Source organism: Pantoea sp. YU22 (assembly GCF_003970755.1).
In the GTDB taxonomy this organism is placed as follows: Bacteria; Pseudomonadota; Gammaproteobacteria; order Enterobacterales; family Enterobacteriaceae; genus Pantoea; species Pantoea piersonii.
The window spans coordinates 44,136-65,212 of the sequence record NZ_RYDU01000016.1; the positions used below are offsets into that span (position 1 = coordinate 44,136).

The following is a 21,077-nucleotide window of genomic DNA, read 5'->3' on the forward strand; positions in this document are numbered from 1 at the left end:
AGTATGCTTCCTTCAAAAGTCGTTCGTCATAAAGCAGGACGCTTTGTGCCTGTCCTTCTTGCTGGGCTGATTTTAGCCGCCTGTAGCGGTCAGGGGCCGCAAACCTCAAACGTTAATATTCAGGGACCCGTGACCGGCGGGTCTGATTACTATCTGCAGCAAGTACAGCAAAGCAGCGATGATAGCAGGACAGACTGGCAATTACTTGCCATCCGTGCCCTGATGAAAGAAGGAAAGTACCCACAGGCTGGCCAGCAGCTTAACCAGCTGCCGAGCCGCCTCAGCGACACGCAACAACAGGAACTGCTGCTGCTTAAATCGCAGTTCCTGTTTAGCCAGCAGAACGTGCCGGGTGCGACGCAGCTGTTGAATCAGGTGAAAGTCGACGACCTGTCGAAAGAGCAGCAGGCGCGCTACTACGGGCTGCAGATCGCCGCCGCGCAGGGTAAAACCTCGCTGGCGCTGCTGCGCGCCTATATTGCGCAGGAGCCGCTGCTGACCGGCGACGATCATCAGAAAAACATCGATGCCACCTGGCAGGCGCTGACGCAGATGACGCCGCAGGAAGCCAGCAGCCTGGTGATTAACGCCAGTGAAAATACCCTGCAGGGCTGGCTGGATCTGCTTAATGTCTGGCGCGCCAACGCGCAGGATGGCGAGATGCTGAAGTCCGCACTTAAAGACTGGCAGACGCGCTATCCGCAAAACCCGGCGGCTAAAACCTTGCCGACGCCGTTAAGCCAGGCGCAGAACTTTACCAAAGCGTCAACCAGCACCATCGCGCTGCTGCTGCCGCTGAACGGTCAGGCGCAGGTGTTCGCCAGCGCGATTGAGAAAGGTTTCAACGATGCGAAAAACGGCGCCCTGAATGCTGCGCCGCAGCCGACCGCGCCGACCGCAGCTCAGCCCGCCGCCGCAGGCGCGCAGCCTGCGCCAACCGGCGCAGCTAACGCGGTGGTCAGCCCGGCAGCCGCCTCGATCACGCCAGCCGAGTCCCCGCAGCCCGCCGCCGCGCAGCAGCAGCAGCAGCAGCAGCAGCAGCCAGCCAGCGCTCCCTCCAGCAGCGCGCAGATCAAGGTGTATGACACCAGCAGCCAGCCGATTCAGCAGGTGATGCAGCAGGCGCAGCAGGACGGCGCCACCCTCGTGGTCGGTCCGCTGCTGAAAAACAACGTTGAAGCGGTCGCTAACAGCCAGACGCCGCTCAACGTTCTGGCGCTTAACGCGCCGGAGCAGATCCAGAACCATCCGAATGTTTGCTACTTTGCGCTTTCTCCTGAAGACGAAGCGCGCGATGCCGCGCACCATATGTGGGATCAGGGCAAACGCCAGCCGCTATTGCTGGTGCCGCGCAGCAGCTTCGGCGATCGCGTGGTTAATGCGTTTTCGCAGGAGTGGCAGAAACTGGGCGGCGGTGCGCCGCTGCAACAGCGCTTCGGCTCGACTGCTGAGCTGAAACAGGGCATCAACAGCGGCGCGGGCATTACGCTGAGCGGCACACCGGTTACTACGCAGCCGGCTGAACCGCAGGGCGTCGCCATCGCCGGGCTGAATATTCCCTCGCCGCAGCAGCAGAGCGCGCCGCCAGCGGCGAGCAGCGGCGGCAACGTCGATTCGGTCTATATCGTTTCGACGCAGGATGAGCTGCAGCTGATCAAGCCGATGATCGCCATGCGCACCGGCAGCCGTAGCGCAGCGTCGCTCTACGCCAGCTCGCGCAGCTATCAGGCTGGCGCAGGCCCCGATTTCCGCCTGGAGATGGAAGGACTGCAGTTCAGCGATATTCCGCTGCTTTCAGGTCGTAATCCGGCGCTGATGCAGCGGGCAGCGCAGTCGTTCAACAACGACTATTCGCTGGTTCGCCTTTATGCAATGGGCATTGACGCCTGGACGCTGGCGAACAGTTTTAATCAGATGCGCCAGACGCCGGGCTTCACCATTGACGGCAATACCGGCAAGCTGAGCGCGAATCAGGATTGCGTGATCAACAGGGCGTTGTCATGGAGCCAGTATCGTCAGGGCGCGATCGTTCCCGCCTCCTGACCTCGCGGCGCCTCGGCGCTGAACAGGAACAGCGCGCCCGGCGCTATTTAGAGCGCGCCGGGTTGCGCTGGATCGCCAGCAACGTGACTTATCGCGGCGGCGAGCTGGATCTCATCATGCGCGACGGCGCATGCTGGGTGTTTGTGGAGGTGCGCTACCGGCGCGATGCGCGCTACGGCGGCGCGCTGGCCAGCATCACCCGCCTCAAGCGGCAAAAACTGTTGCGCGCCGCCGCCCTTTGGCTGTCGCAGCGCGGCGGCAGTTTTGATACGGTGGATTGCCGTTTCGACATCATCGCCATTACCGGTACGGCGCTGGAGTGGCTGCCCAATGCCTTTAATGCAGACGTATAGAACCAGGTGGTCGTGTGCAGGACAGAATTAAAGCGTGTTTTACTGAAAGTATCCAAACCCAGATTGCCGCCGCGGAAGCGCTGCCGGATGCCATTTCCCGCGCCGCGATGACGCTGGTGCAGTCCCTGCTTAACGGCAATAAAATTCTCAGCTGCGGCAATGGCGCATCGGCCGCCAACGCGCAGCATTTCGCCGCCAGCATGATTAACCGCTTCGAGACTGAGCGTCCCAGCCTGCCTGCGCTGGCGCTCAGCGCGGATAACGTGATGCTGACGGCGATCGGCAACGATCGTCAACACGATGAAATTTACGCCAAACAGGTGCGCGCGCTGGGTCAGACCGGCGACGTCCTGCTGGCGATCTCCACCCGCGGCAACACGCGAGATATCGTCAAAGCGGTAGAAGCCGCGGTTACCCGTGATATGACCATCGTTGCGCTCACCGGCTATGACGGCGGCGAGCTGGCGGGCCTGCTGGGTCCGCACGACGTGGAAATTCGCATCCCGTCGCACCGTAGCGCCCGCATCCATGAGATGCATATGCTGACGCTGAACTGTCTGTGCGACCTGATTGATAACACCCTGTTTCCACACCAGGAATGACTGAAGGAGCAAACATGAAAGCATTGAATGCTGTCGCCATCCTGTTAACCGCCATGCTGTTGCAGGGCTGCGTCGCCGTTGTCGCCGGCGGCGCGGCCGTCGCCACCAAAACCGCCACCGATCCGCGCACCGTAGGCACCCAGGTAGACGACGGCACGCTGGAGCTGCGCGTCAGCAACGCGCTGGCAAAAGATCAGCAGATTAAAACCGACGCGCGCATCATCGCCACCGCCTATCAGGGCAAAGTGCTGCTGACCGGCCAGGCGCCGTCGCAGGATATCGCCAGCCGCGCTAAGCAGATCGCCATGGGCGTAGATGGCGCGACCGAGGTCTATAACGAAATTCGCATCGGCCAGAAAGTGAGCCTGGGCACTTCGTCGTCCGATACCTGGATCACCACCAAAATCCGCTCGCAGCTGCTGGGCAGCGATCAGGTGAAATCGTCGAACGTGAAGGTGACGACCGAGAACGGCGAAGTGTTCCTGTTAGGTCTGGTAACGCAGGAAGAGGCGAAAGCAGCGGCGGATATCGCCAGCCGGGTCAGCGGCGTGAAGCACGTCACTACCGCATTCACCATGCTGAAGTAACAGGCAAAGAAACGGAACGGGCGGCCTGAGCCGCCCGTTTTTTTATACCGGTATATCAATCACCAGCGCCCGCGTCGCGGTTTTCGCCCGCAGCCGGATCTGCTGCTCCTCCTGCAAAAACGCCCCGTCGCCGCAGCCCAGCTTCTCCTGCCGCTCGCCTGAAGTTGCCGCCTCCAGCGAACCGTGAATCGACTGCAGATAGGCACGTGGCCCGCGCAGCGTCAGCGACTGCTCTTCGCCTGGCGCCAGCAGCAGCTGGTGAACCCACACCTGCTGACGCAGTTGCAGGCTGTTACCCGCGCCGTCCGGCGAGGCGATCAGCTGCAGCTTGCCGCGCTCTGACAGCGCAATCTTCTGCAGCGTCGGGTTTTCACGCTCGGGACAGGCCGCCAGCCAGAGCTGCATACGCGTCAGCGGCTGATCCTTGCGCAGGTTGATTTCGCTGTAGCTGACGCCCTGCTGCGTGGCGAGCAGCAGCGCTTCGCCCTCGCGCGCGACGATATGATTGCCTTCACTGTCGCGGTACTCCGCCTCGCCCTGCAGCACGATATTCAGCACGTCGACCTGCGGATAGGTGCGCGGCTGAAAGGCGGCCCCTGGCGCCAGCACTTCCTGATTCAGCACCCGTAGCGAGGCATAGCCCATAAGTTTGGGATCGAAATAGTGACCAAAAGAGAAACTGTAGCGTGCCTGCAACCAGCCGAAATCGGCCTGACCGCACGCGGACGCGCTGCGCGTCGTTATCATAATTTACCTCCAGCTCGCTGCGGCAGAGAGCGGCCGCAGACCTGATACCCATTATGGTAAAAGGCTGGACGCCGTATTGTTAGCCAGTTAATCTGCCGTGCATATTCAAATTTCCTGAAAGAGAGTTCGGATGGCTAAAGAGCGTGCCTTAACCCTGGAAGCGTTGCGCGTGATGGATGCGATCGATCGTCGCGGCAGTTTTGCGGCGGCCGCGGATGAACTGGGGCGTGTGCCATCGGCGCTCAGCTACACCATGCAAAAGCTGGAAGAGGAGCTGGACGTGGTGCTGTTCGACCGCTCCGGCCACCGGACGAAATTTACCAACGTCGGGCGCATGCTGCTGGAGCGCGGACGCGTGCTGCTGGAGGCGGCGGACAAGCTCACTACCGACGCCGAAGCGCTGGCGCGCGGCTGGGAAACGCATCTGACTATCGTTACCGAGGCGCTGGTGCCGACCGACGCGCTCTTTCCGCTGGTGGAGAAGCTGTCGGAAAAAGCCAATACCCAGATTTCGCTGGTGACTGAGGTGCTGGCGGGCGCGTGGGAACGGCTGGAGCAGGGCCGCGCAGATATCGTTATCGCGCCCGATATGCACTTTCGCGCCTCGACCGAAATCAATACCCGTAAGCTCTACACCATGATGAGCGTCTATGTCGCCAGCGCCGACCACCCTATCCATAACGAGCCGGAACCGCAGTCGGAAGTGACGCGCGTGAAGTATCGCGGCATCGCGGTAGCCGATACGGCGCGCGAGCGCCCGGTTCTGACAGTGCAGCTGCTGGATAAACAGCAGCGCCTGACGGTGAGCAGCATGGACGACAAACGCCGCGCGCTGCTGGCGGGCCTTGGCGTCGCCACTATGCCCTATTCGCTGGTGGAGAAAGATATCGCGGAAGGTCGGCTGCGCGTCGTCAGCCCGGAATATACCCGCGAAGTGGATATTATTATGGCGTGGCGACGCGACAGCATGGGCGAAGCCAAAGCTTGGTGCCTGCGCGAGATCCCGCGTCTGCTGGCGAAAAAAAGCTAAACGCGTTCCTGCTCCAGTCGGCCCTTAGCAGGCTGGAGCCTTATCTTACAGCCGCCCCAGACACTCAATCGCCACCGCCTTGAATTCGGCGAAATCTTTGCTGTCGCGCAGCCGGGCTACAGCCCTTTCACGTAAAAAAGTCACGAACAGGTCGTAGATCGCCATCGCCTCTTCATACTCGCTTTTGCTGATCGCCAGCAGAAAGATCACCGAGGCGGTATCCTCTCCCAACGCAATGCCCTGCGGCGCCAGCACCGTGTAAACCACGGTCTTCTTCGCCAGCAGGCCGAGCGAGTGCGGCAGCGCAATGCCTTCGCCCAGCATGGTGCTGACGATCGCCTCACGCTCCTCGACCGAGGGATAAAAGCTCGCGTCGACAAAGCCTTCCGCCTCCAGCCGCTCGCACAGCTGACGAAACAGCTGCGACTGCGTCATCGGCTTATCGACAATCAGGAAGTGCTGCGCGTCGAAGAATTTCTCCAGCATATAGGGCCGGGTGCGATCCACCAGCACCAGCTTGCCGATCTGCTCCAGCTGAAAGCCGGTGGGGAACGGCGATATCACCACCACCGGCTTATCCTTCTCGCTCAGGCGCGTGGTGGAGATAACGAAATCTTCGTCGATACGCGTGCGCTCCTCATATTCGCGCTGCGACAGGCGCCCCGTGACCTGCAGCTGCGGATACTTGCGCAGCAGCATCGCCTCAATCATCCGCAGCGTCGAGTTGCCGCTGTCGCACACCAGCAGCACCTGCGGGTGGCGCTGGTAGCCGACGTCGTAGTGCCGCTCCAGCCCGACGCCGATATGCAGCACCAGAAAGCCGATTTCGTTTTCGCTGATAACGTAAGGCGTATATTTGCCCCAGCTGGAGACCGCCGACAGCGTGACGTCATAGGCCATAGGGTAGTGCTGTTTAATATTGCCCAGCAGCGGGTTTGGGATATGGATCTGGTAACGCACGCGGGTGATCATCGTCTTAATATGCGTTAACAGATCGGCGCGCAGCTGCTCGTCGCCCTGCAGGTTGTAGTTATAGTGGGTATTAATATAGCTGAGCAGATAGTCCACCAGCGCGTCGGCGTCATCGGCGTTGATGGCGCTCGGCGCGACCTCCTGCATCTGGCGCGCCGCGATATTGACGCGCAGCCACCCCTCTTCCGCCGGCGATACCGGCTTGCCCACCAGCGGCCGCAGCAGATTAATCAGCTCGTGCGCCGCCTCGCGCACGTCGAGACCGACATCCTCCGCGCCGGGATCGCTGAGCGGGTAACCTTCGCTGATGCGCCGCACCGCCACGGCGCAGTAAAGGCGCAGATAGCGCTCTCCCTCATCGCTGAGGCGAACGTTGTGGCGCGACAGGCACTGCTGCAGCAGTGGGCGCAGCGTCTCCAGAATATTGCTGTGCAGCGCTTCGATAGTGATAAGCGGGCTGTCGGCCTGTTCCTGATCGATCTGCCACAGCAGATCGGTTAAGCAGGTACGGATCGCCACTTCGCTGCCGAACAGCTTCATGCCGTAATGGGGTTTGCTTTCGATATTCAGGTGATAGCGCGCCAGCCATTCGCGCACCTCGGTCATATCGTTTTGCAGCGTGGCGCGGCTGACGAACCACTCATCCGCCAGATCCTCCAGCTTGAGCGACCAGGCGGCGGTCAGAAAGCGCGTCAGCATATAGCGCACCCGCTCGGCGGAAGTGCGCGGCACGCGCAGCGGCGAGCGTTTTTGCAGCTCCAGCCGCTGGAAACGCTGCGCATCCTCGATTTTTAGCTGATACCCCTCGCCGCGGCTGAGCACGAACTGCGCGCCATACTCCTCCAGCAGCGCGTTGAGCGCGCTGATATCGGCGCGTACGGTGCGCGTTGAAACGGCGAAGCGCCGCGCCAGCTCATCCTGAGGCAGCGTTTCGTTTTGCAGGGCGTCAAACAGCTGTGCAAGGCGTTGATTAGGAAATCTCAAAGCGGTCTACCTGTTACGGCGCTGGCATGCATTCAGCGGCATCATGTCGAAAAATAGCAGCCTAAAGCGAACGGCGCGTTACGTCCAGGCAAGCGCCGACGCCCTGTGAAGCGCGCCGGCGTGGTGGTCGTTACGGCAGCAGTTTTTTGCAAATCGCCAGAAGCTGGCGCACATCTTCCACCCGCGTATCGCCGCTGGCGGGATCAATAATGGAGCTGTAGACGTGCGGGATGATTTTACTGACGCCAGCCTCCAGCGCGATCGTCAGGATCGCTTCGACGTTATCAAGATCGATGCCGCCGGTCGGCTCCAGCCAGAAGTCATGCGCCGCGCACGCCTGGGCGACGGCGCGATACTCATCGACCGCCTTCAGCCCGCCCATCGGGAAATATTTCACCGAGCTGCCGCCCATATCCTTCAGCAGCGCGATGGCACTGTCGATCGGCACCAGGGCGTCGCTGCCCTGCGAGCTTAGCGGGCCGGTAGAGATTTTTACCAGACCCGGCGTGCCGGTCGGCGAAATCAGCCCGTTAACCACGGTTTGTGACTGACCGAGCAGCGCGCGGCTGGTGGCGACGCCGGTGAATACCTGGTTAACGTGCTGCGGCTGCAGCACGGCGGAAATTTCGCTCACCATTTTTGACTGGTTCGGGTCGCCCGCGCCAAGTCCGACCGAGAGCGCGTTATCGATCAGCGCGGCATATTCGCGCATATCGGTGATAGCCGCTTCGTTGCTGCTGTAGTTTTTTGACAGCACCCCTACCAGCACATGCCCTTCCGCCGCTTCCCAGATGGCGCGCGCGTTCGCTTTCGATCCGGCCAGCACGTTAAGGCACAGACGATCCTGATAGAAATTTGGGGTCAGCTTCATGCGATTTTTTCTCCGTTCAACAGCGCCTGGATCGCGGTGAAAATGGTGTGCAGCTGCTCAGCGCTGACGCTGCGGACATCCGCCTCGATAATGCCTTCATTGGCCTTGTAGCCGCGAAAATAGATAGCGGTCTCGCCGTTCTTCAGCGCCTGTACGATATCGCCGGTACGCTGACCGATAGCCGCCTCGTCGAATTTGATCTCGGCACGGGCGATATCGCGCCCTGCCGCGTCCCAGACTACGCGCGCGCTAACGCCGTGCAGCTGGTTGAGATGGTCGATAAAGGGCGTCATCTTCTCTACCATCTGCGCGCCGCTCACCTTTTCCAGCCGCAAATAGTTTTCAATCGCCTGCGTCAGGCCAAGGATCCCCTCCTTGCCCACCTTCATCGCCCGGCCGATACCGCTGCTCTGCCGCTTCACCCATTCAACATACTGCTGTCGGCCGATTACCAGCCCGCTGGTCGGCCCTTCAATCGCCTTCGCGCCGCTGTAGATCACCAGATCGGCACCGTACTGGTAGTAGCACTGCAGATCCTCTTCGGCGGCCGCATCGACGATCAGCGGGACGCCATGCTTGCGCGCCACCACCGCCGCCTGCTCGACGCTTAAATGACTTTTTTGCACGCAGTGGTGAGATTTAACGTAGAGGATCGCAGCGGTTTGCGGCGTGATCGCCGCCGCCAGCTGCTCAGGTGAACACTCGTTGCTGTAGCCCGCTTCCACCAGACGGCCGCCGCCCAGCGCCACCATGCTGCCGACCGGCGCGCCAAAATTGACGTTATGGCCTTTCGGCACCACGATGTCGTGCGGCACCTCGAGCGGCGCGGCGTGCAGGTTATCCAGCAGCCAGTCGCTCTCTTTCACGATGACCGCTGCGACGCACTGCGCAATGCCCGCCGAGGCGCAGGAGACCACTACCGCGTTTTCGACATTCAGCAGCCGGGCGATATACGCGCCGGTCTTGTTGACCAGATCTTTCATTTCAAAATAGTGGCTGAGGCCGGTCTGCACGGTATCGACCACCTCAGCAGAGGGCGTAGAGACGCCGAGGATCGTCATGCGGCCCGAGGCGTTGATAACCGGCTTCAGGCCATATTTTTCATAGATCGAAGACATTGGCTTTCCCTTCTTCTGTCAGGAACCACTCGCCCGCCACCACGGCGGCCAGCGGCGTAAGATGTTTCTCCCCGGTGACCTGTTCGCCTTCGGAATCAACAAACAGGCGGGGTGCTTCTGTGACGCTGAAAATGGTGAGATCGGCGTCAAAACCCGCCTCCAGACGCCCTTTTCGCGTCAGATGCAGCCCATCCGCCGCTTTCCAGGTAACGCAGTCAATCACCTGCGGCAGCGTCATACCGACGCTGAAAAATTTCGACATGACGTGCGCCAGGTTATGCACCGGGCCGTTGAGGCGGTTGCGGCAGTAGATATCCGAGCTGATGGTGTCAGGCAGAATGCCCTGCGCGATGGCGACGCGCGCCACCTCGAAGCTGAAGCTGGCGCTGCCGTGGCCGACGTCCATCTTCACGCCGCGCGCGATAGCCTTTTGCACCGACGCCTTGAGTTCGCCCTGCGGCGTCAGTACGCGGTTGGGCTTGCCGTTAAAGCAGTGGGTGATGATATCGCCTGCGGTGAGCCGGTCGGCGATCTCCGCCAGATCCGGCGGGTTGTTGCCGATATGCACCATAAGCGGCAGATCCCCGACCCGCTTCTGGATCGCTTTGGCTTCGATCAGCGGCTGAATGCCGTTCTCGCCGACCACGCTGCTGCTCATGCGCGCCTTCAGGCCGACGATAAAGTCAGGCAGCCGCTCGACGGCTTTCTGCACCGCATCGCCGTCGATCTGTCGCATATCCGCCAGTTCGTTCTGCGTCACGATGCCGGTGCGCGCGATATTGATCAGCGCGTAAACCTGCGTACTGGCCGCCCGCGTAATGGCATAGAAATCATCAATATGGTCTGCGCCGGTGCTGCCTGCGTCGATCACCGTGGTAACGCCAGTGGCGACGCCGATGGCGTCCGCCTCGTCATGATAGATCGGCGATTTGGGGTAGCAGTGCACATGAGAATCGATCCAGCCTGCGCTGACGTAATAGCGCCCGGCCAGATCGCGTTCGCTTTTTGCTTCGCCCTGCACGCTGTCGGCAACGACGGCGATTTTCCCGTCCTGAAGAGCGATATCCACCCGCCGCTCATCCGTCAGCCTTGCGCGACGAAGAATCAGATCGAACATAGCACCTCCTTAACGCGGCGGCCCGCTGACGAGCCGCCGCCGGTTTCAGATAGCGATCGGGAAGATCGCGCCGAGGATCATGGCGCCCAGGATCGCGCCGCCGGTGATCGGCTTGTTCCACAGATAGAACAGCAGCGCGCCGAGCAGCGAGCCAAGCCCGATTGGAATCGAAGCCGCCATCGCGGAAAGGATGATCAGCGGCCCCAGAAAGCGGCCGGAGGCGTTGCCTGCGCCCATCATGACGTCCGCACCGTAGGTAGAGTCGCTCTGGTTAATGGTGAACTTGCGCGCCAGGATGATGATGTAGCCGATAGCCAGGCCAATCACCAGGCCCGTCGCCAGCGAGGCGGCGAAATTCGCTACCGGGAAGACGATGCCCGCCCCGAGCAGCAGCGCCGGAACGCCCAGGCCAACGCCGGTCTGGATGGCGCCGCCGATGTCGAGGATGCCCACCAGCGAGCCTTCGATGATGCGCGCAAAGAGAAAACTCGCGCCGAAGGCCGCTACCGCGCCATAGACGCCGGTTTCCATGCCGGCGCGCAGCATAGAAACAAACGCCACTTCATTAAACGCGCCGATGCCGTAGAGGTAGTACATATGCGTACCGGCGAATACACCCGCCGAGAGCAGGCCGACGAAGATCGGGAAAGACCAGTCGGCGTACCAGAAGCCTTTATTTTCAGTCATATCGTTAGCCTTACTTGCCGCTCAGAGAGTTGTGGATCATGTCGAGCCAGCCGGGAATGCCTAACTGGAACGACTGCAACAGCTTCATATCGAAACCGCGGAAGAAGCCGCTCAGCACGAACAGCAGCACGATCGCCACCATCATTACTTTGGTGACTTTGTTCCAGCCGCTCTCTTCGACGCCTTTGCCGATCAGAATACCGAGCACCAGCCCGGGCACGGCGTTACCCATGATCAGCTGCGCCAGGCCGCCGAAAATCGTCGCCCAGAAGCCCGATTTTTTTCCGGCGTCGATCGCCGCCAGCCAGAAGATCACCGGCATGACGGTGTTAACCAGCAGGTTAGCCGCCGGCACCAGCACTTTAACCGCGGTCACCTGTAGCGCGGCCGGGACGGCCGACGCGGTGGAGTTCAGGAAGGCCACGACGATCATGCCGATAATGCCGCAGGCGATGGCCATCTTTTTCGGGTCATGCAGGGTTTCGGCCAGGTTGCGGTTTTTAACCATCAGCGCGGCCGCGCCCCAGTTGGGAATGATGCGGTGGTCGACGTCCTGAGTGAAGGAGCCTGCTGCGACGGAAGATGCCCAGGCATTGAAGAAAAAGCCGAGACCAAAGGAGAAATGCGAGGCGGGATCGCCCTCGCAGGAGTTGAGCTCGCCCAGCGTACGGAACGCGCCCATGCCCTGCGACGTCGGCGCGTGGAACATGCGCGCCGCACCGGCGCCAACGCCCACACCTACCAGCCCCCCAATGATCAACGACTTAAACAAAATAATTAAAAACATGTTTTTTTACCTTTGTTGTCGTCTGTTTTTACGGTGCCGCCGTGAATGTCACCTGCCCGGTATCAATCACGGTGACGCTGACGGAAATCTCCAGCTCAACGCTGTAGTTCCGCCGCTGGCGCGCCAGAAAGAAGAACAAAAACTTCTCCGTTCTGACGCTCTCCTGCGCGCGCAGCACCCGAACATCCAGGGGTTCAATGCGCAGCAGAATTTTTTGCGTCGCGCGCAGAACCTGGTTCTGCACGTGACTCAGGGCATCGGCAAACGCCTTCTCTTTGCTGTCGCCTTTGCCCTGCACCGTCACCTGAGTAACGTATTGTTCTTTCATAATCAGCTGCCGTGCTTCTTGTTCCAGGCCTGCACCAGCCGCTCGCCTAACTCTTCTTTGTCCATAAAGCCGAAGCCAAGCACGTTGGCCCCTTCGTTGATGGCGGTGACGCCTTCGTCAACGGAGCGCATACCGTGGCGCGCTTTGTAGCCATATTTGTTCTGGGCAGTGATGGCGCCCGCGCCGCCGCTGCCGCAAAAGGAGATGCCGAAGTCGGCGTTTTCCGCCTTCATCACGTCGCCCAGCTTCATGTCCGCCGCGACGCCCGGTACGACGACGGCGCGCCCGCCCGCTTTTTCTACGCCTGCGGCCACTTTCTGTCCTTTACCTAAACGATCGCCAATCACTACGGTCACCATGGTTATTTCCTCTTTATACAATTAGTTAGAACGAGCCACTTCTATATGGACGGAGAGAAGCCAGGCCTCTTCGCGCGGCAGATTGCCGAACAGATCGACGATCTGCTGCGCCAGCTGCATGGTTTCCGGCGAAATATCCTCAAACAGCTCTTCTTCCACCTCCGGAAGCGGTTCGCCAGTCAGCGAGCGCTGCGCCATGGCGCGGACGTGCGAAGCCAGCATCTGCTGCTGCACCGCGTTCGGCTCTATATCGTGTCGGGCATAGATCGCCGCGATTTGCGCCATGACCTTGTCGGCCAGGGCCTGAATCTCTTCCGGCGTTGCCTGCCGTACCGAAGCTCCGTTGCTGCTCACCTTGCTACTCCTGTTCACGAAAATTCGCGTTACGAATAAATTACGGCGTGGCGCGGCGGAAGTGCAGACGCACTTTTTCCGCATGGAAGTGGAAATCGCAGGGCAGGCTGTGCGCCAGATCGCAGGACGCATGGATTGTGTGACAGAGGCCGCGTTATGCGTGGATTGCGCCCGATTGCGCCATTAAAGAAGAAGTGTGCGCACGTCCTGCGGCGCGGCGCGCATCAGGAGCGGATTCAGATAAGAAAATATGATGACGATGCGAAGCCGGTCGCGCGGACCGGCCCGATAGATCAGCGGAATTTTTTATGGTTGGCGTTGCGGATATCCGCCAGCTTCTTCGCTTCGGCTCTGGCGCCGTCCAGGTTGTTGGCTTTCGCCAGCTCGTTAACCACATCAATCTGCGCAATCAGCGAGTCAAGCCCGGCGTGGTAATCCTTGATCGGCGCGCTGTCGGCTGGCTGGCCTTCAAGCTTCTCCGGCGTCGATTTTTTAGCGTCCTGCGCAGCCTGACGCATCTCGCCCAGCGCTTTCTGCATCGTCTGCGCGTCGCTGGTTTTCATAACGGTATTCAGCCCATCTTTCAGGGTATCCATATCATTTTCTAAATCCGCCGCGTAAAGGCTGGCGCTTCCGAACAGCAAAGAGAGAGACAACATAGCAATCACATGCTTACGCATCGGTATATCCTTTTTTATTGTGGGTAAAAAAAAAGCAGCCAGAGCGGCTGCTTTCAGGAAGCGAGTTTTCTTATTGTCCGGCGATTTTCATCTCCGGCAGCAGCACCGAGCCACATTGTATGTTGCTGCGGGTTTCAATGTCGTTACCGACCGTGACTATATTTCGCCACATGTCCTTGAGATTTCCTGCAATAGTGATCTCGCTCACAGGATACTGAATCTCGCCGTTCTCGACCCAGTAGCCGGCCGCGCCGCGCGAATAGTCGCCGGTAATGGCGCTGACGCCCTGTCCCATCAGTTCGGTAACGACCAGGCCGCGTCCCATTTGCTTCAGCAGGTCATCAAAGCTGCTGCCCTGCCCGGCGATGCGCCAGTTGTGAATGCCGCCCGCATGACCGGTGCTTTTCAGGCCCAGCTTGCGCGCCGAGTAGCTGGTCATCAGCCAGGTTTGCAGTACGCCATCCTTAATGATGTCGCGCGCCTGGGTACGTACCCCTTCGCTGTCGAACGGCGTTGACGCCAGGCCTTTTAACAGATGCGGATGCTCCTGAATCGTGAGCCACTCCGGCAGGATCTGCTGGCCCAGCGCATCGAGCAGGAAAGTCGATTTACGGTAGACGCTGCTGCCACTGATGGCACCGACCAGATGGCCGAACAGGCCGGTAGCGACTTCCGGCGCGAAAATAACCGGCGCTTTCATGGTGGAGAGCTTGCGCGGCGCCAGGCGCGACAGCACGCGACGCGCGCACTCTTCGCCGACCCAGTCGGGACTTTTCAGATCTTCAAAAGCGCGGCCGATGGTGTAGGCGTAATCGCGCTCCATATTGCCGTCCTGCTCGGCGATAACGCAGCTGGAGAGCGAATGACGGCTGGAGCAGTAGCTCTGCAGCATGCCGTGGCTGTTGCCGAATACCTTAATGCCGACGTGGCTGTTGAAGCTGCCGCCTTCGGTATTGGTGATACGCGGATCCGCCTTCAGGGACGCCTGCTCCGCCTGGGCGGCGAGCTCGATGGCGCGATCGGCATCGATCTCCCAGGGGTGATAGAGATCGAGATCCGGCGCCTCGAACGCCAGCAGATCGGCATCCGCCGGTGCGGCGTAAGGATCCGCCGAGGTGTAGCGCGCGATATCGATCGCCGCCTGCACGGTGCGTTTGATCGCTTCCGGGCTGAGATCGGTGGAGGAGGCGCTGCCCTTGCGGTTCTGGTGATAAACGGTGATACCGAGCGCGCCGTCGCTGTTGAACTCGACGTTCTCCACTTCGCCGTAACGGGTGCTGACGCCGATTCCGGTGGTTTTGGTCACTGCCACTTCCGCGCCGTCGGTGCTGGCTTTTGCCAGATCGAGCGCCTGCGCCACTGCCTGTTCCAACACTTTTCGCTGTTCTGCAACCTGAGTAGATACGTTCATCGGCCTGCCGTCTAATCTTATGTATGAAAGTTTTGAGTCTATCAGAGTCAGAGAACAATTTCGCAGTCACCCGATAAACTGATAGGATTAGCCTCTTTTTTTAGGGGAGCCCAGAAAATGACCAAACAGCCCGATGAGTGGCTCGACGATGTGCCGGATAATCAGGAAGAAGATGATGAAGAGATTATCTGGGTCAGTAAAAGCGAAATTAAACGCGACGCTGAAGAGCTGAAACGCCTGGGTGCCGAACTGGTCGATCTGGGCAAGAACGCCCTGGAGAAGATCCCGCTGGATGAAGAGCTGCTGGCCGCTATCGAACTGGCGCAACGCATCAAAAAAGAGGGCCGCCGTCGTCAGCTGCAGCTGATCGGCAAAATGCTGCGCTCCCGCGACGTTGACCCGATCCGTCAGGCGCTCGATAAGCTGAAGAACCGCCATAACCAGCAGGTTGCGCTGTTTCACAAGCTGGAAGCGCTGCGCGATCGTCTGATCGATCAGGGCGACGAGGCGATGAACGAGGTGATTACGCTTTATCCCCACGCCGATCGTCAGCAGCTACGCAGCATGATCCGCAACGCGCAGAAAGAGAAAGCGGGCAACAAACCACCGAAATCGTCACGTCAGATTTTCCAGTATCTGCGCGAGCTGGCGGAAAGCTAAGCGGCGACGGGAAAAGCTGCCCGTCCGAAGGCGAACGCCAACGCAGCAGACAGATAACCGCATAAACAAGCGCCCTGAAACGGGCGCTTGTTCTTTCAGGCGAGGCGATCCAGCAGCTTCTGATGGATGCCGCCAAATCCGCCGTTACTCATGACCAGGATCGAATCGCCCGGCTGAGCGGCTTTCGCCACCATCTCGACCAGCGTATCGATGTCGGCGCTCCAGTGCGCCGGCGGCATGCAGGCTTCAGCAACGTCAGAGACCTGCCAGGGAATATGGTGCGGCTGGAACAGAAAGACCTCGTCCGCACGCGCCAGCGACGGCGCCAGATCGTTTTTGCTCACGCCCATTTTCATGGTGTTGGAGCGCGGCTCCAGCACCGCCAGGATACGCGCTCTGCCGCCGACTTTGCTGCGCAGAGCGGATAAGGTCGCCAGAATCGCCGTCGGATGATGCGCGAAGTCGTCATAGACCTTAATGCCGTTCACTTCGCCGCGCAGTTCCAGACGGCGGCGCGCGTTGATAAAGCTGTCCAGCGCCTGCGCCGCGTCTTCCGGTTTGACGCCGACGTGACGCGCGGCGGCGATCGCCATCAGGCCGTTATGCATATTGTGCTCGCCGACCAGTGACCAGTTCACCTCGCCAGCTTTCTCGCCGTCGAGCAGCACTTCCCAGCGCGAAGCGTCCGGCGTCAGTTTCTTCGCCTGCCAGTGACCGCCTTCGCCGACGCTCTCCTGCTCGCTCCAGCAGCCCATCGCCATCACCTGGCGGATATTGTGATCGTGCTCCGGCAGCAGGATTTTGCCCTGGCCCGGCACGATACGCACCAGATGGTGGAACTGCTTCTGAATGGCGCGCAGATCGTCGAAGATATCCGCGTGATCAAACTCCAGATTGTTGAGGATCAGGGTGCGCGGGCAGTAGTGAACGAATTTGGAACGCTTGTCGAAGAAGGCGCAGTCATATTCATCCGCCTCGATGACGAAGAATGGACTTTTTCCTAATTTTGCCGAGACGTCGAAGTTGCCGGGCACCCCGCCGATGATAAAGCCAGGTTCCAGTCCGCACGACTCCAGAATCCAGGCTACCATACCAGAAGTGGTTGTTTTACCGTGGGTTCCTGCTACCGCCACCACCCAACGATCGCGCAGTACAAAGTCATGCAGCCACTGCGGGCCGGAAAGGTAGGGAATATTGCGCTCTAGCACCGCCTCTACGCAGGGGTTGCCGCGCGTCATGGCATTGCCGATGATAACGAGGTCCGGCGCGGGATCGAGCTGAGAGGCGTCGTAACCCTCTGTTAATTCAATGCCCTGCTGCTCAAGCAGCGTGCTCATCGGCGGATAAACGTTGGCGTCCGAACCGGTCACCTGATGGCCCAGGGAACGTGCCAGCATCGCCAGACCGCCCATAAACGTGCCGCAAATCCCAAGGATATGAATGCGCATAACAAGATCCATTACTCAAAAGTTCGGCGCACAGTGTAACCCCGCTCGCAGAGTTAAGAAACGGATTAGGACTATGGTTTTTGAAGTTCAATCGGCTAAACTGCGTACGCAAACGTTGGCGGTTTGACAGGCAGGCTGCCACTCCATCGAAGATTCAGGGAATGTGTTATGAAAACGTTAGGCGAATTTATCGTCGAGAAACAGCACGACTTTCCTCACGCTACAGGTGAACTGACGGCGCTGATTTCCGCTATCAAGCTGGGCGCGAAAATTATCCATCGCGACATTAACAAAGCTGGCCTGGTGGATATTCTCGGCGCAAGCGGCGTTGAAAACGTCCAGGGCGAGCAGCAGATGAAGCTCGATCTCTTCGCAAACGAGAAGCTTAAAGCGGCGCTGAAAGCGCGCGGCATCGTGGCGGGGATCGCCTCGGAAGAAGAGGACGAGTTTGTAATCTTCGAAGGAGTAGAACACGGTAAATATGTGGTGCTGATGGATCCGCTGGACGGCTCCTCAAATATTGACGTTAACGTCTCTGTCGGCACCATCTTCTCTATCTACCATCGCGTCAGCGCCCCTGGCACCCCGGTAACCGAAGCGGACTTTATGCAGCCGGGCCACAAGCAGGTGGCAGCAGGTTACGTGGTATATGGCTCCTCGACCATGATGGTCTATACCACCGGCTGCGGCGTGCACGCCTTTACCTACGATCCGTCGCTCGGCGTCTTCTGCCTGAGCCACGAGCGCATGACCTACCCGCCGACGGGCTACACCTACTCCATTAACGAAGGCAACTATATTCGTTTCCCGCAGGGCGTGAAGAAATACCTGAAGTTCTGCCAGGAAGAGGATCATGCCACGCATCGTCCTTACACCTCGCGCTATATCGGATCGCTGGTAGCGGATTTCCATCGCAACCTGCTGAAAGGCGGCATCTACCTCTATCCGAGCACCGCCAGCCACCCGAACGGCAAGCTGCGCCTGCTCTATGAGTGCAACCCGATGGCGTTCCTCGCCGAACAGGCGGGCGGCAAGGCGAGCGACGGCGCGAAGCGTATCCTCGACATCCAGCCGGAAACCCTGCATCAGCGCTGCCCGTTCTTCTGCGGCAACAACGCAATGGTGGATGACGTTGAGCGCTTCCTGCGCGAGTACCCGGACGCGGCGCAGTAAGTTCGCAAACGTGTAAAACAGACTGCGTTCCGCGTGCTGATTGACGCGGAACGACAAGGGCGCGAATATCGCGCCCTTTTCTTTTACGCCGTTTCCAGACGGAACAGCGAGACCGTGGACTGCAGATGCTGCGACTGCGCCTCCAGCGACTGCGTAGCCGCTGTGGCCTGCTCTACCAGCGCCGCGTTCTGCTGCGCCACCTCATCCATCTGCGTCACCGCCTGATTAACCTGCTCAATGCCGCGGCTCTGCTCATCCGACGCCATGGAGATCTCTTTCATCAGCGTCGTGACACGCATCACCTCGCTGGAGATCTCATCCATGGTCTCGCCCGCGCGCGTCGCCATATCACTGCCCTCTTTCACCCGCGTCTGCGACTCGGAAATCAGCCCGCGGATCTCTTTCGCCGCGTTGGCGCTGCGCTGCGCCAGGGTGCGCACTTCGTTCGCCACTACGGCGAAACCGCGTCCCTGCTCGCCCGCGCGCGCCGCTTCTACCGAAGCGTTCAGCGCGAGAATATTGGTCTGGAAGGCGATGCCGTCGATAACGCCGAGAATATCGCCGATGCGGTTCGCGCTGTCGGTAATTTCCTGCATTTTTTCCATTACATAGCAGACCACTTCCGCGCCGCGATCGGCCGTGTCCGAGACGCTGTTCGCCAGCTTATGCGCCTGCTGCGCGTTGGCGGCGTTAAGGCGTACCGTGGCGGTAAGCTGTTCCATGCTGGCCGCCGTCTGCTCCAGCGACGCCGCCGACTCTTCGGTGCGCTGGGAAAGATGCACGTTGCCCGCCGCCAGCTCGCGGCTGCCGACGTCGATCTGCTGGCTGGCGTCGAGCACCTGACTCACCTGCACGCGCAGCGCCTGCTGCATCTCGCCGAGCGCGCGGTTAAGGCGGCCCAGCTCGTTGTCGCCCGGGGGCGGCAGCGTCTGTGAGAGATCCCCTGCCGCAACCTGTTCCAGATGCGCGATGGCACGGTTAAGCGGCAGCAGCAGCAAGCGACGCATCAGCACCCAGGCCAGCACGAACAGCAGCAGCGTCAGCGCCACCGCTGCGCCGATCAGCGCTTTCATAAAGGCTTCGTTTCTGGCCGCCTGCGCCAGCTGCGCGTCGGTGACCTGATCGGCGTAGCTGCCAAACGCCCCTACCGCGTTGCTGTAGTTAAGCGCCAGCTTAGCGAGATTGCCTTCCAGTACGCTGTAATATTCATCGGTATACTGTTTTTCCAGCGCGCTCATGATGGGTGTGATGCCCTGCGCCAGATAGGCGTTCCAGGTGGCGACCACCTCGTCGGCCAGCTTTTTGCCCTGCTCCGTCACCGTCCCGGCTGCAATAAAGGCTTTCATGCTCTGCTGCGACGCCTGGACGTCAGCCTGCGCCTGCTTCACCGAGGCGGTGCCCTCATCCAGCAGGCCGATCTCGATTTTGCGCACCGCCAGCGCGGCGGTGGCGCGCGCGCGCATCAGATCGCCGTTGCTTTGATAGAGCGCGTTAAGTTCGATACCCTGAATGCGGTTGATAACATCCAGCGATCGGTTTCCTTTGTTAATGGCAATAATCCCCATGACGCTGACCGCCAGCAGCAGCAGAGTCATAAAGGCGAGTAAAGCTAATAGTCCTGTGCGTAGTGAGAGCTTATTCATGATGTTGTTTTCCGTTTGCTTATATAAAGGCAGAGAATCCAGCAGCCCTAAAACGTACAAGTTATCGGCAGTTGCGCAGGGAAACTTTATCGCTATTGATGGTCATTAGCCTGATCATCACCCAGGCTTAGCCCCTTCAGAAAAAGGATCGCAAGAATGAAAATGTGGATTGCCGCCGCAGGCTTGCTGGTATGCGCCTCCGCGCAGGCGCAGCAGAACCCCGTCGACGAGGCGCTTAAGCACTGCCTGAATGACGCCTCCACTACCCTGGCGATAGTGAACTGCTACGGCCGCGCCAGCCAGGCGTGGGACAGCGAGATGAACGCGCAGTATGCGCAGCTGATAAAGCAGCTCAGCGGCGAGCCGAAAGAGAAACTGCGCCGCGCGCAGCGGCAGTGGCTGGCTTACCGCGACAGCTGGCAGGCGGCGAGTGCGGCTTATTTCACCCACACACAGGGCTCGCTGGCGCAGGTTTCGCTGGCGGCGCAGGGCGTCGATCTGGTGCGCAACCAGGCGCTGATGCTGCGGTCGCTGAATAAAGGCAGTTGCGCCCGCGACGCCGATTGTTGATTAATGGGGGGTAACTCTTACTCACGCGCTGGCGCTGGCCAGCACATCCGTCTTTTTTTCAGGGAGAAATCATGGCTGCGTATGCCTCTACCCTTATTCTTATCGGCCTCGCGGTCCTCAGCTATTTCGTTCACAACAGCGCGGTCACTATCTCTATTCTGATCCTGCTGGCAATCAAGCTCACGCCGCTGTCGCAGTTTTTTCCCTATGTTGAGAAACAGGGCATCCAGCTCGGCATTATTATCCTGACGGTCGCGGTCATGGCGCCGCTCGCCAGCGGTTCGCTTCCCGCCTCCTCGCTGCTGAAATCTTTCGCCAGCTGGCAGTCGATCGTGGCGATTCTGGTGGGCATTTTCGTCGCCTGGCTGGGCGGACGCGGCGTCAGTTTTATGAGCGTGCAGCCGTCGGTGATCGGTGGCTTATTAATCGGCACGGTGATTGGCGTCGCCTTCTTTCGCGGCGTGCCGGTCGGACCACTGATTGCTGCGGGGATCGTCTCGCTGTTTGTGGTCGCGAAGTAAGGCGAGGAGCATTCCGAAAGGTCAAAATTGGG

General features: G+C 60.0%; 23 protein-coding genes. 9 read left to right on the forward strand and 14 right to left on the reverse strand.

Annotation, left to right across the window (positions count from 1 at the left end):
- Window positions 1-3 precede the first annotated feature (3 nt).
- From EKL29_RS18460 to dolP, 4 genes are read left to right on the forward strand one after another with little or no spacing between them, the layout of a single operon-like run.
- Complete coding sequence (locus EKL29_RS18460) at window positions 4-2,043, forward strand: penicillin-binding protein activator (protein WP_126690395.1); 2,040 nt, start codon at window positions 4-6, stop codon at window positions 2,041-2,043.
- Window positions 2,001-2,396, forward strand: a complete 396-nt coding sequence (locus tag EKL29_RS18465; RefSeq protein WP_126690396.1) for a YraN family protein — start codon at window positions 2,001-2,003, stop codon at window positions 2,394-2,396. Before EKL29_RS18460 ends, EKL29_RS18465 begins: the two co-directional genes overlap by 43 nt.
- A gap of 14 nt (window positions 2,397-2,410) precedes the next feature.
- On the forward strand, window positions 2,411-2,998 hold the full coding sequence (gene diaA / locus EKL29_RS18470; protein ID WP_120454953.1) for a DnaA initiator-associating protein DiaA: 588 nt from the start codon (window positions 2,411-2,413) through the stop codon (window positions 2,996-2,998).
- A gap of 14 nt (window positions 2,999-3,012) precedes the next feature.
- Window positions 3,013-3,585, forward strand: coding sequence for a division/outer membrane stress-associated lipid-binding lipoprotein (gene dolP / locus EKL29_RS18475; RefSeq protein ID WP_120454955.1), 573 nt, complete (start codon window positions 3,013-3,015; stop codon window positions 3,583-3,585).
- A 42-nt stretch (window positions 3,586-3,627) separates the two neighbouring features.
- Here dolP and EKL29_RS18480 read toward each other — a convergent pair whose 3' ends face one another.
- Window positions 3,628-4,332 (reverse strand): pirin family protein, encoded by a 705-nt coding sequence (locus tag EKL29_RS18480; protein ID WP_120454957.1) that lies wholly within the window; start codon window positions 4,330-4,332, stop codon window positions 3,628-3,630.
- Window positions 4,333-4,462: 130 nt separating this feature from the next.
- Here EKL29_RS18480 and EKL29_RS18485 point away from each other — a divergent pair, with 130 nt between their 5' ends.
- Complete coding sequence (locus tag EKL29_RS18485; protein WP_120454959.1) at window positions 4,463-5,362, forward strand: LysR family transcriptional regulator; 900 nt, start codon at window positions 4,463-4,465, stop codon at window positions 5,360-5,362.
- 45 nt (window positions 5,363-5,407) lie between these two features.
- On the opposite strand, the gene EKL29_RS18490 is transcribed toward EKL29_RS18485, so the two are convergent.
- The 11 genes from EKL29_RS18490 to pmbA all read right to left on the reverse strand — a co-directional run bounded on the left by EKL29_RS18490 (window position 5,408) and on the right by pmbA (window position 15,030).
- Entirely contained in the window at window positions 5,408-7,318 is a 1,911-nt protein-coding gene (locus EKL29_RS18490) for a transcription antiterminator (RefSeq protein ID WP_126690397.1), read from the reverse strand.
- 130 nt (window positions 7,319-7,448) lie between these two features.
- Window positions 7,449-8,189, reverse strand: a complete 741-nt coding sequence (gene dagF, locus EKL29_RS18495; protein WP_126690398.1) for a 2-dehydro-3-deoxy-phosphogluconate aldolase — start codon at window positions 8,187-8,189, stop codon at window positions 7,449-7,451.
- Entirely contained in the window at window positions 8,186-9,307 is a 1,122-nt protein-coding gene (locus tag EKL29_RS18500) for a DgaE family pyridoxal phosphate-dependent ammonia lyase (protein ID WP_126690399.1), read from the reverse strand. The genes dagF and EKL29_RS18500 overlap by 4 nt, the downstream gene beginning before the upstream one ends.
- Window positions 9,291-10,424, reverse strand: coding sequence for an amidohydrolase/deacetylase family metallohydrolase (locus EKL29_RS18505; protein WP_126690400.1), 1,134 nt, complete (start codon window positions 10,422-10,424; stop codon window positions 9,291-9,293). The genes EKL29_RS18500 and EKL29_RS18505 overlap by 17 nt, the downstream gene beginning before the upstream one ends.
- A gap of 45 nt (window positions 10,425-10,469) precedes the next feature.
- Entirely contained in the window at window positions 10,470-11,111 is a 642-nt protein-coding gene (locus EKL29_RS18510; protein WP_120454968.1) for a DUF4310 family protein, read from the reverse strand.
- A 10-nt stretch (window positions 11,112-11,121) separates the two neighbouring features.
- The gene (locus tag EKL29_RS18515; RefSeq protein ID WP_126690401.1) at window positions 11,122-11,898 is read right to left on the reverse strand and encodes a DUF4311 domain-containing protein; all 777 of its coding nucleotides are present in this window, start codon (window positions 11,896-11,898) and stop codon (window positions 11,122-11,124) included.
- Window positions 11,899-11,926: 28 nt separating this feature from the next.
- Window positions 11,927-12,226 carry a DUF4312 family protein gene (locus tag EKL29_RS18520; RefSeq protein ID WP_120454972.1) on the reverse strand — a complete coding sequence of 100 codons (300 nt, stop codon included), beginning with the start codon at window positions 12,224-12,226 and terminating at the stop codon, window positions 11,927-11,929.
- Window positions 12,227-12,228: 2 nt separating this feature from the next.
- Window positions 12,229-12,591 (reverse strand): SFCGS family glycine-rich protein, encoded by a 363-nt coding sequence (locus EKL29_RS18525; protein ID WP_120455125.1) that lies wholly within the window; start codon window positions 12,589-12,591, stop codon window positions 12,229-12,231.
- Window positions 12,592-12,606: 15 nt separating this feature from the next.
- A complete protein-coding gene (locus EKL29_RS18530) occupies window positions 12,607-12,939 on the reverse strand; it encodes a glycine dehydrogenase (RefSeq protein WP_240629457.1) in 333 nt (110 codons plus the stop codon).
- Window positions 12,940-13,232: 293 nt separating this feature from the next.
- Complete coding sequence (gene cybC / locus EKL29_RS18535) at window positions 13,233-13,619, reverse strand: cytochrome b562 (RefSeq protein ID WP_120454975.1); 387 nt, start codon at window positions 13,617-13,619, stop codon at window positions 13,233-13,235.
- 70 nt (window positions 13,620-13,689) lie between these two features.
- Entirely contained in the window at window positions 13,690-15,030 is a 1,341-nt protein-coding gene (gene pmbA, locus EKL29_RS18540) for a metalloprotease PmbA (protein ID WP_120454977.1), read from the reverse strand.
- Between the two features lie 117 nt (window positions 15,031-15,147).
- Here pmbA and yjgA point away from each other — a divergent pair, with 117 nt between their 5' ends.
- Window positions 15,148-15,690 carry a ribosome biogenesis factor YjgA gene (gene yjgA, locus EKL29_RS18545; protein ID WP_120454979.1) on the forward strand — a complete coding sequence of 181 codons (543 nt, stop codon included), beginning with the start codon at window positions 15,148-15,150 and terminating at the stop codon, window positions 15,688-15,690.
- A 95-nt stretch (window positions 15,691-15,785) separates the two neighbouring features.
- On the opposite strand, the gene mpl is transcribed toward yjgA, so the two are convergent.
- A complete protein-coding gene (gene mpl, locus EKL29_RS18550) occupies window positions 15,786-17,138 on the reverse strand; it encodes a UDP-N-acetylmuramate:L-alanyl-gamma-D-glutamyl-meso-diaminopimelate ligase (RefSeq protein WP_126690403.1) in 1,353 nt (450 codons plus the stop codon).
- Between the two features lie 168 nt (window positions 17,139-17,306).
- On the opposite strand from mpl, the gene fbp reads away from it, so the two are divergent.
- Window positions 17,307-18,311, forward strand: coding sequence for a class 1 fructose-bisphosphatase (fbp, locus tag EKL29_RS18555; RefSeq protein ID WP_126690404.1), 1,005 nt, complete (start codon window positions 17,307-17,309; stop codon window positions 18,309-18,311).
- An 83-nt stretch (window positions 18,312-18,394) separates the two neighbouring features.
- On the opposite strand, the gene EKL29_RS18560 is transcribed toward fbp, so the two are convergent.
- Entirely contained in the window at window positions 18,395-19,954 is a 1,560-nt protein-coding gene (locus EKL29_RS18560) for a methyl-accepting chemotaxis protein (RefSeq protein WP_120454985.1), read from the reverse strand.
- 156 nt (window positions 19,955-20,110) lie between these two features.
- On the opposite strand from EKL29_RS18560, the gene EKL29_RS18565 reads away from it, so the two are divergent.
- The gene (locus EKL29_RS18565) at window positions 20,111-20,524 is read left to right on the forward strand and encodes a lysozyme inhibitor LprI family protein (protein WP_126690405.1); all 414 of its coding nucleotides are present in this window, start codon (window positions 20,111-20,113) and stop codon (window positions 20,522-20,524) included.
- Window positions 20,525-20,595: 71 nt separating this feature from the next.
- Window positions 20,596-21,045 carry a DUF441 domain-containing protein gene (locus tag EKL29_RS18570; protein WP_120454989.1) on the forward strand — a complete coding sequence of 150 codons (450 nt, stop codon included), beginning with the start codon at window positions 20,596-20,598 and terminating at the stop codon, window positions 21,043-21,045.
- The last annotated feature ends 32 nt before the right edge of the window (window positions 21,046-21,077 follow it).

Bases quoted from the DNA above. Each gene is read 5' to 3' on its own strand.
- EKL29_RS18460 (WP_126690395.1), top strand. From the start codon at position 4: ATGCTTCCTTCAAAAGTCGTTCGTCATAAAGCAGGACGCTTTGTGCCT.
- EKL29_RS18465 (WP_126690396.1), top strand. From the start codon at position 2,001: ATGGAGCCAGTATCGTCAGGGCGCGATCGTTCCCGCCTCCTGACCTCG.
- dolP (WP_120454955.1), top strand. From the start codon at position 3,013: ATGAAAGCATTGAATGCTGTCGCCATCCTGTTAACCGCCATGCTGTTG.
- EKL29_RS18480 (WP_120454957.1), bottom strand. From the start codon at position 4,332: ATGATAACGACGCGCAGCGCGTCCGCGTGCGGTCAGGCCGATTTCGGC.
- EKL29_RS18485 (WP_120454959.1), top strand. From the start codon at position 4,463: ATGGCTAAAGAGCGTGCCTTAACCCTGGAAGCGTTGCGCGTGATGGAT.
- dagF (WP_126690398.1), bottom strand. From the start codon at position 8,189: ATGAAGCTGACCCCAAATTTCTATCAGGATCGTCTGTGCCTTAACGTG.
- EKL29_RS18500 (WP_126690399.1), bottom strand. From the start codon at position 9,307: ATGTCTTCGATCTATGAAAAATATGGCCTGAAGCCGGTTATCAACGCC.
- EKL29_RS18505 (WP_126690400.1), bottom strand. From the start codon at position 10,424: ATGTTCGATCTGATTCTTCGTCGCGCAAGGCTGACGGATGAGCGGCGG.
- EKL29_RS18510 (WP_120454968.1), bottom strand. From the start codon at position 11,111: ATGACTGAAAATAAAGGCTTCTGGTACGCCGACTGGTCTTTCCCGATC.
- EKL29_RS18515 (WP_126690401.1), bottom strand. From the start codon at position 11,898: ATGTTTTTAATTATTTTGTTTAAGTCGTTGATCATTGGGGGGCTGGTA.
- EKL29_RS18520 (WP_120454972.1), bottom strand. From the start codon at position 12,226: ATGAAAGAACAATACGTTACTCAGGTGACGGTGCAGGGCAAAGGCGAC.
- cybC (WP_120454975.1), bottom strand. From the start codon at position 13,619: ATGCGTAAGCATGTGATTGCTATGTTGTCTCTCTCTTTGCTGTTCGGA.
- pmbA (WP_120454977.1), bottom strand. From the start codon at position 15,030: ATGAACGTATCTACTCAGGTTGCAGAACAGCGAAAAGTGTTGGAACAG.
- yjgA (WP_120454979.1), top strand. From the start codon at position 15,148: ATGACCAAACAGCCCGATGAGTGGCTCGACGATGTGCCGGATAATCAG.
- mpl (WP_126690403.1), bottom strand. From the start codon at position 17,138: ATGCGCATTCATATCCTTGGGATTTGCGGCACGTTTATGGGCGGTCTG.
- fbp (WP_126690404.1), top strand. From the start codon at position 17,307: ATGAAAACGTTAGGCGAATTTATCGTCGAGAAACAGCACGACTTTCCT.
- EKL29_RS18560 (WP_120454985.1), bottom strand. From the start codon at position 19,954: ATGAATAAGCTCTCACTACGCACAGGACTATTAGCTTTACTCGCCTTT.
- EKL29_RS18565 (WP_126690405.1), top strand. From the start codon at position 20,111: ATGAAAATGTGGATTGCCGCCGCAGGCTTGCTGGTATGCGCCTCCGCG.
- EKL29_RS18570 (WP_120454989.1), top strand. From the start codon at position 20,596: ATGGCTGCGTATGCCTCTACCCTTATTCTTATCGGCCTCGCGGTCCTC.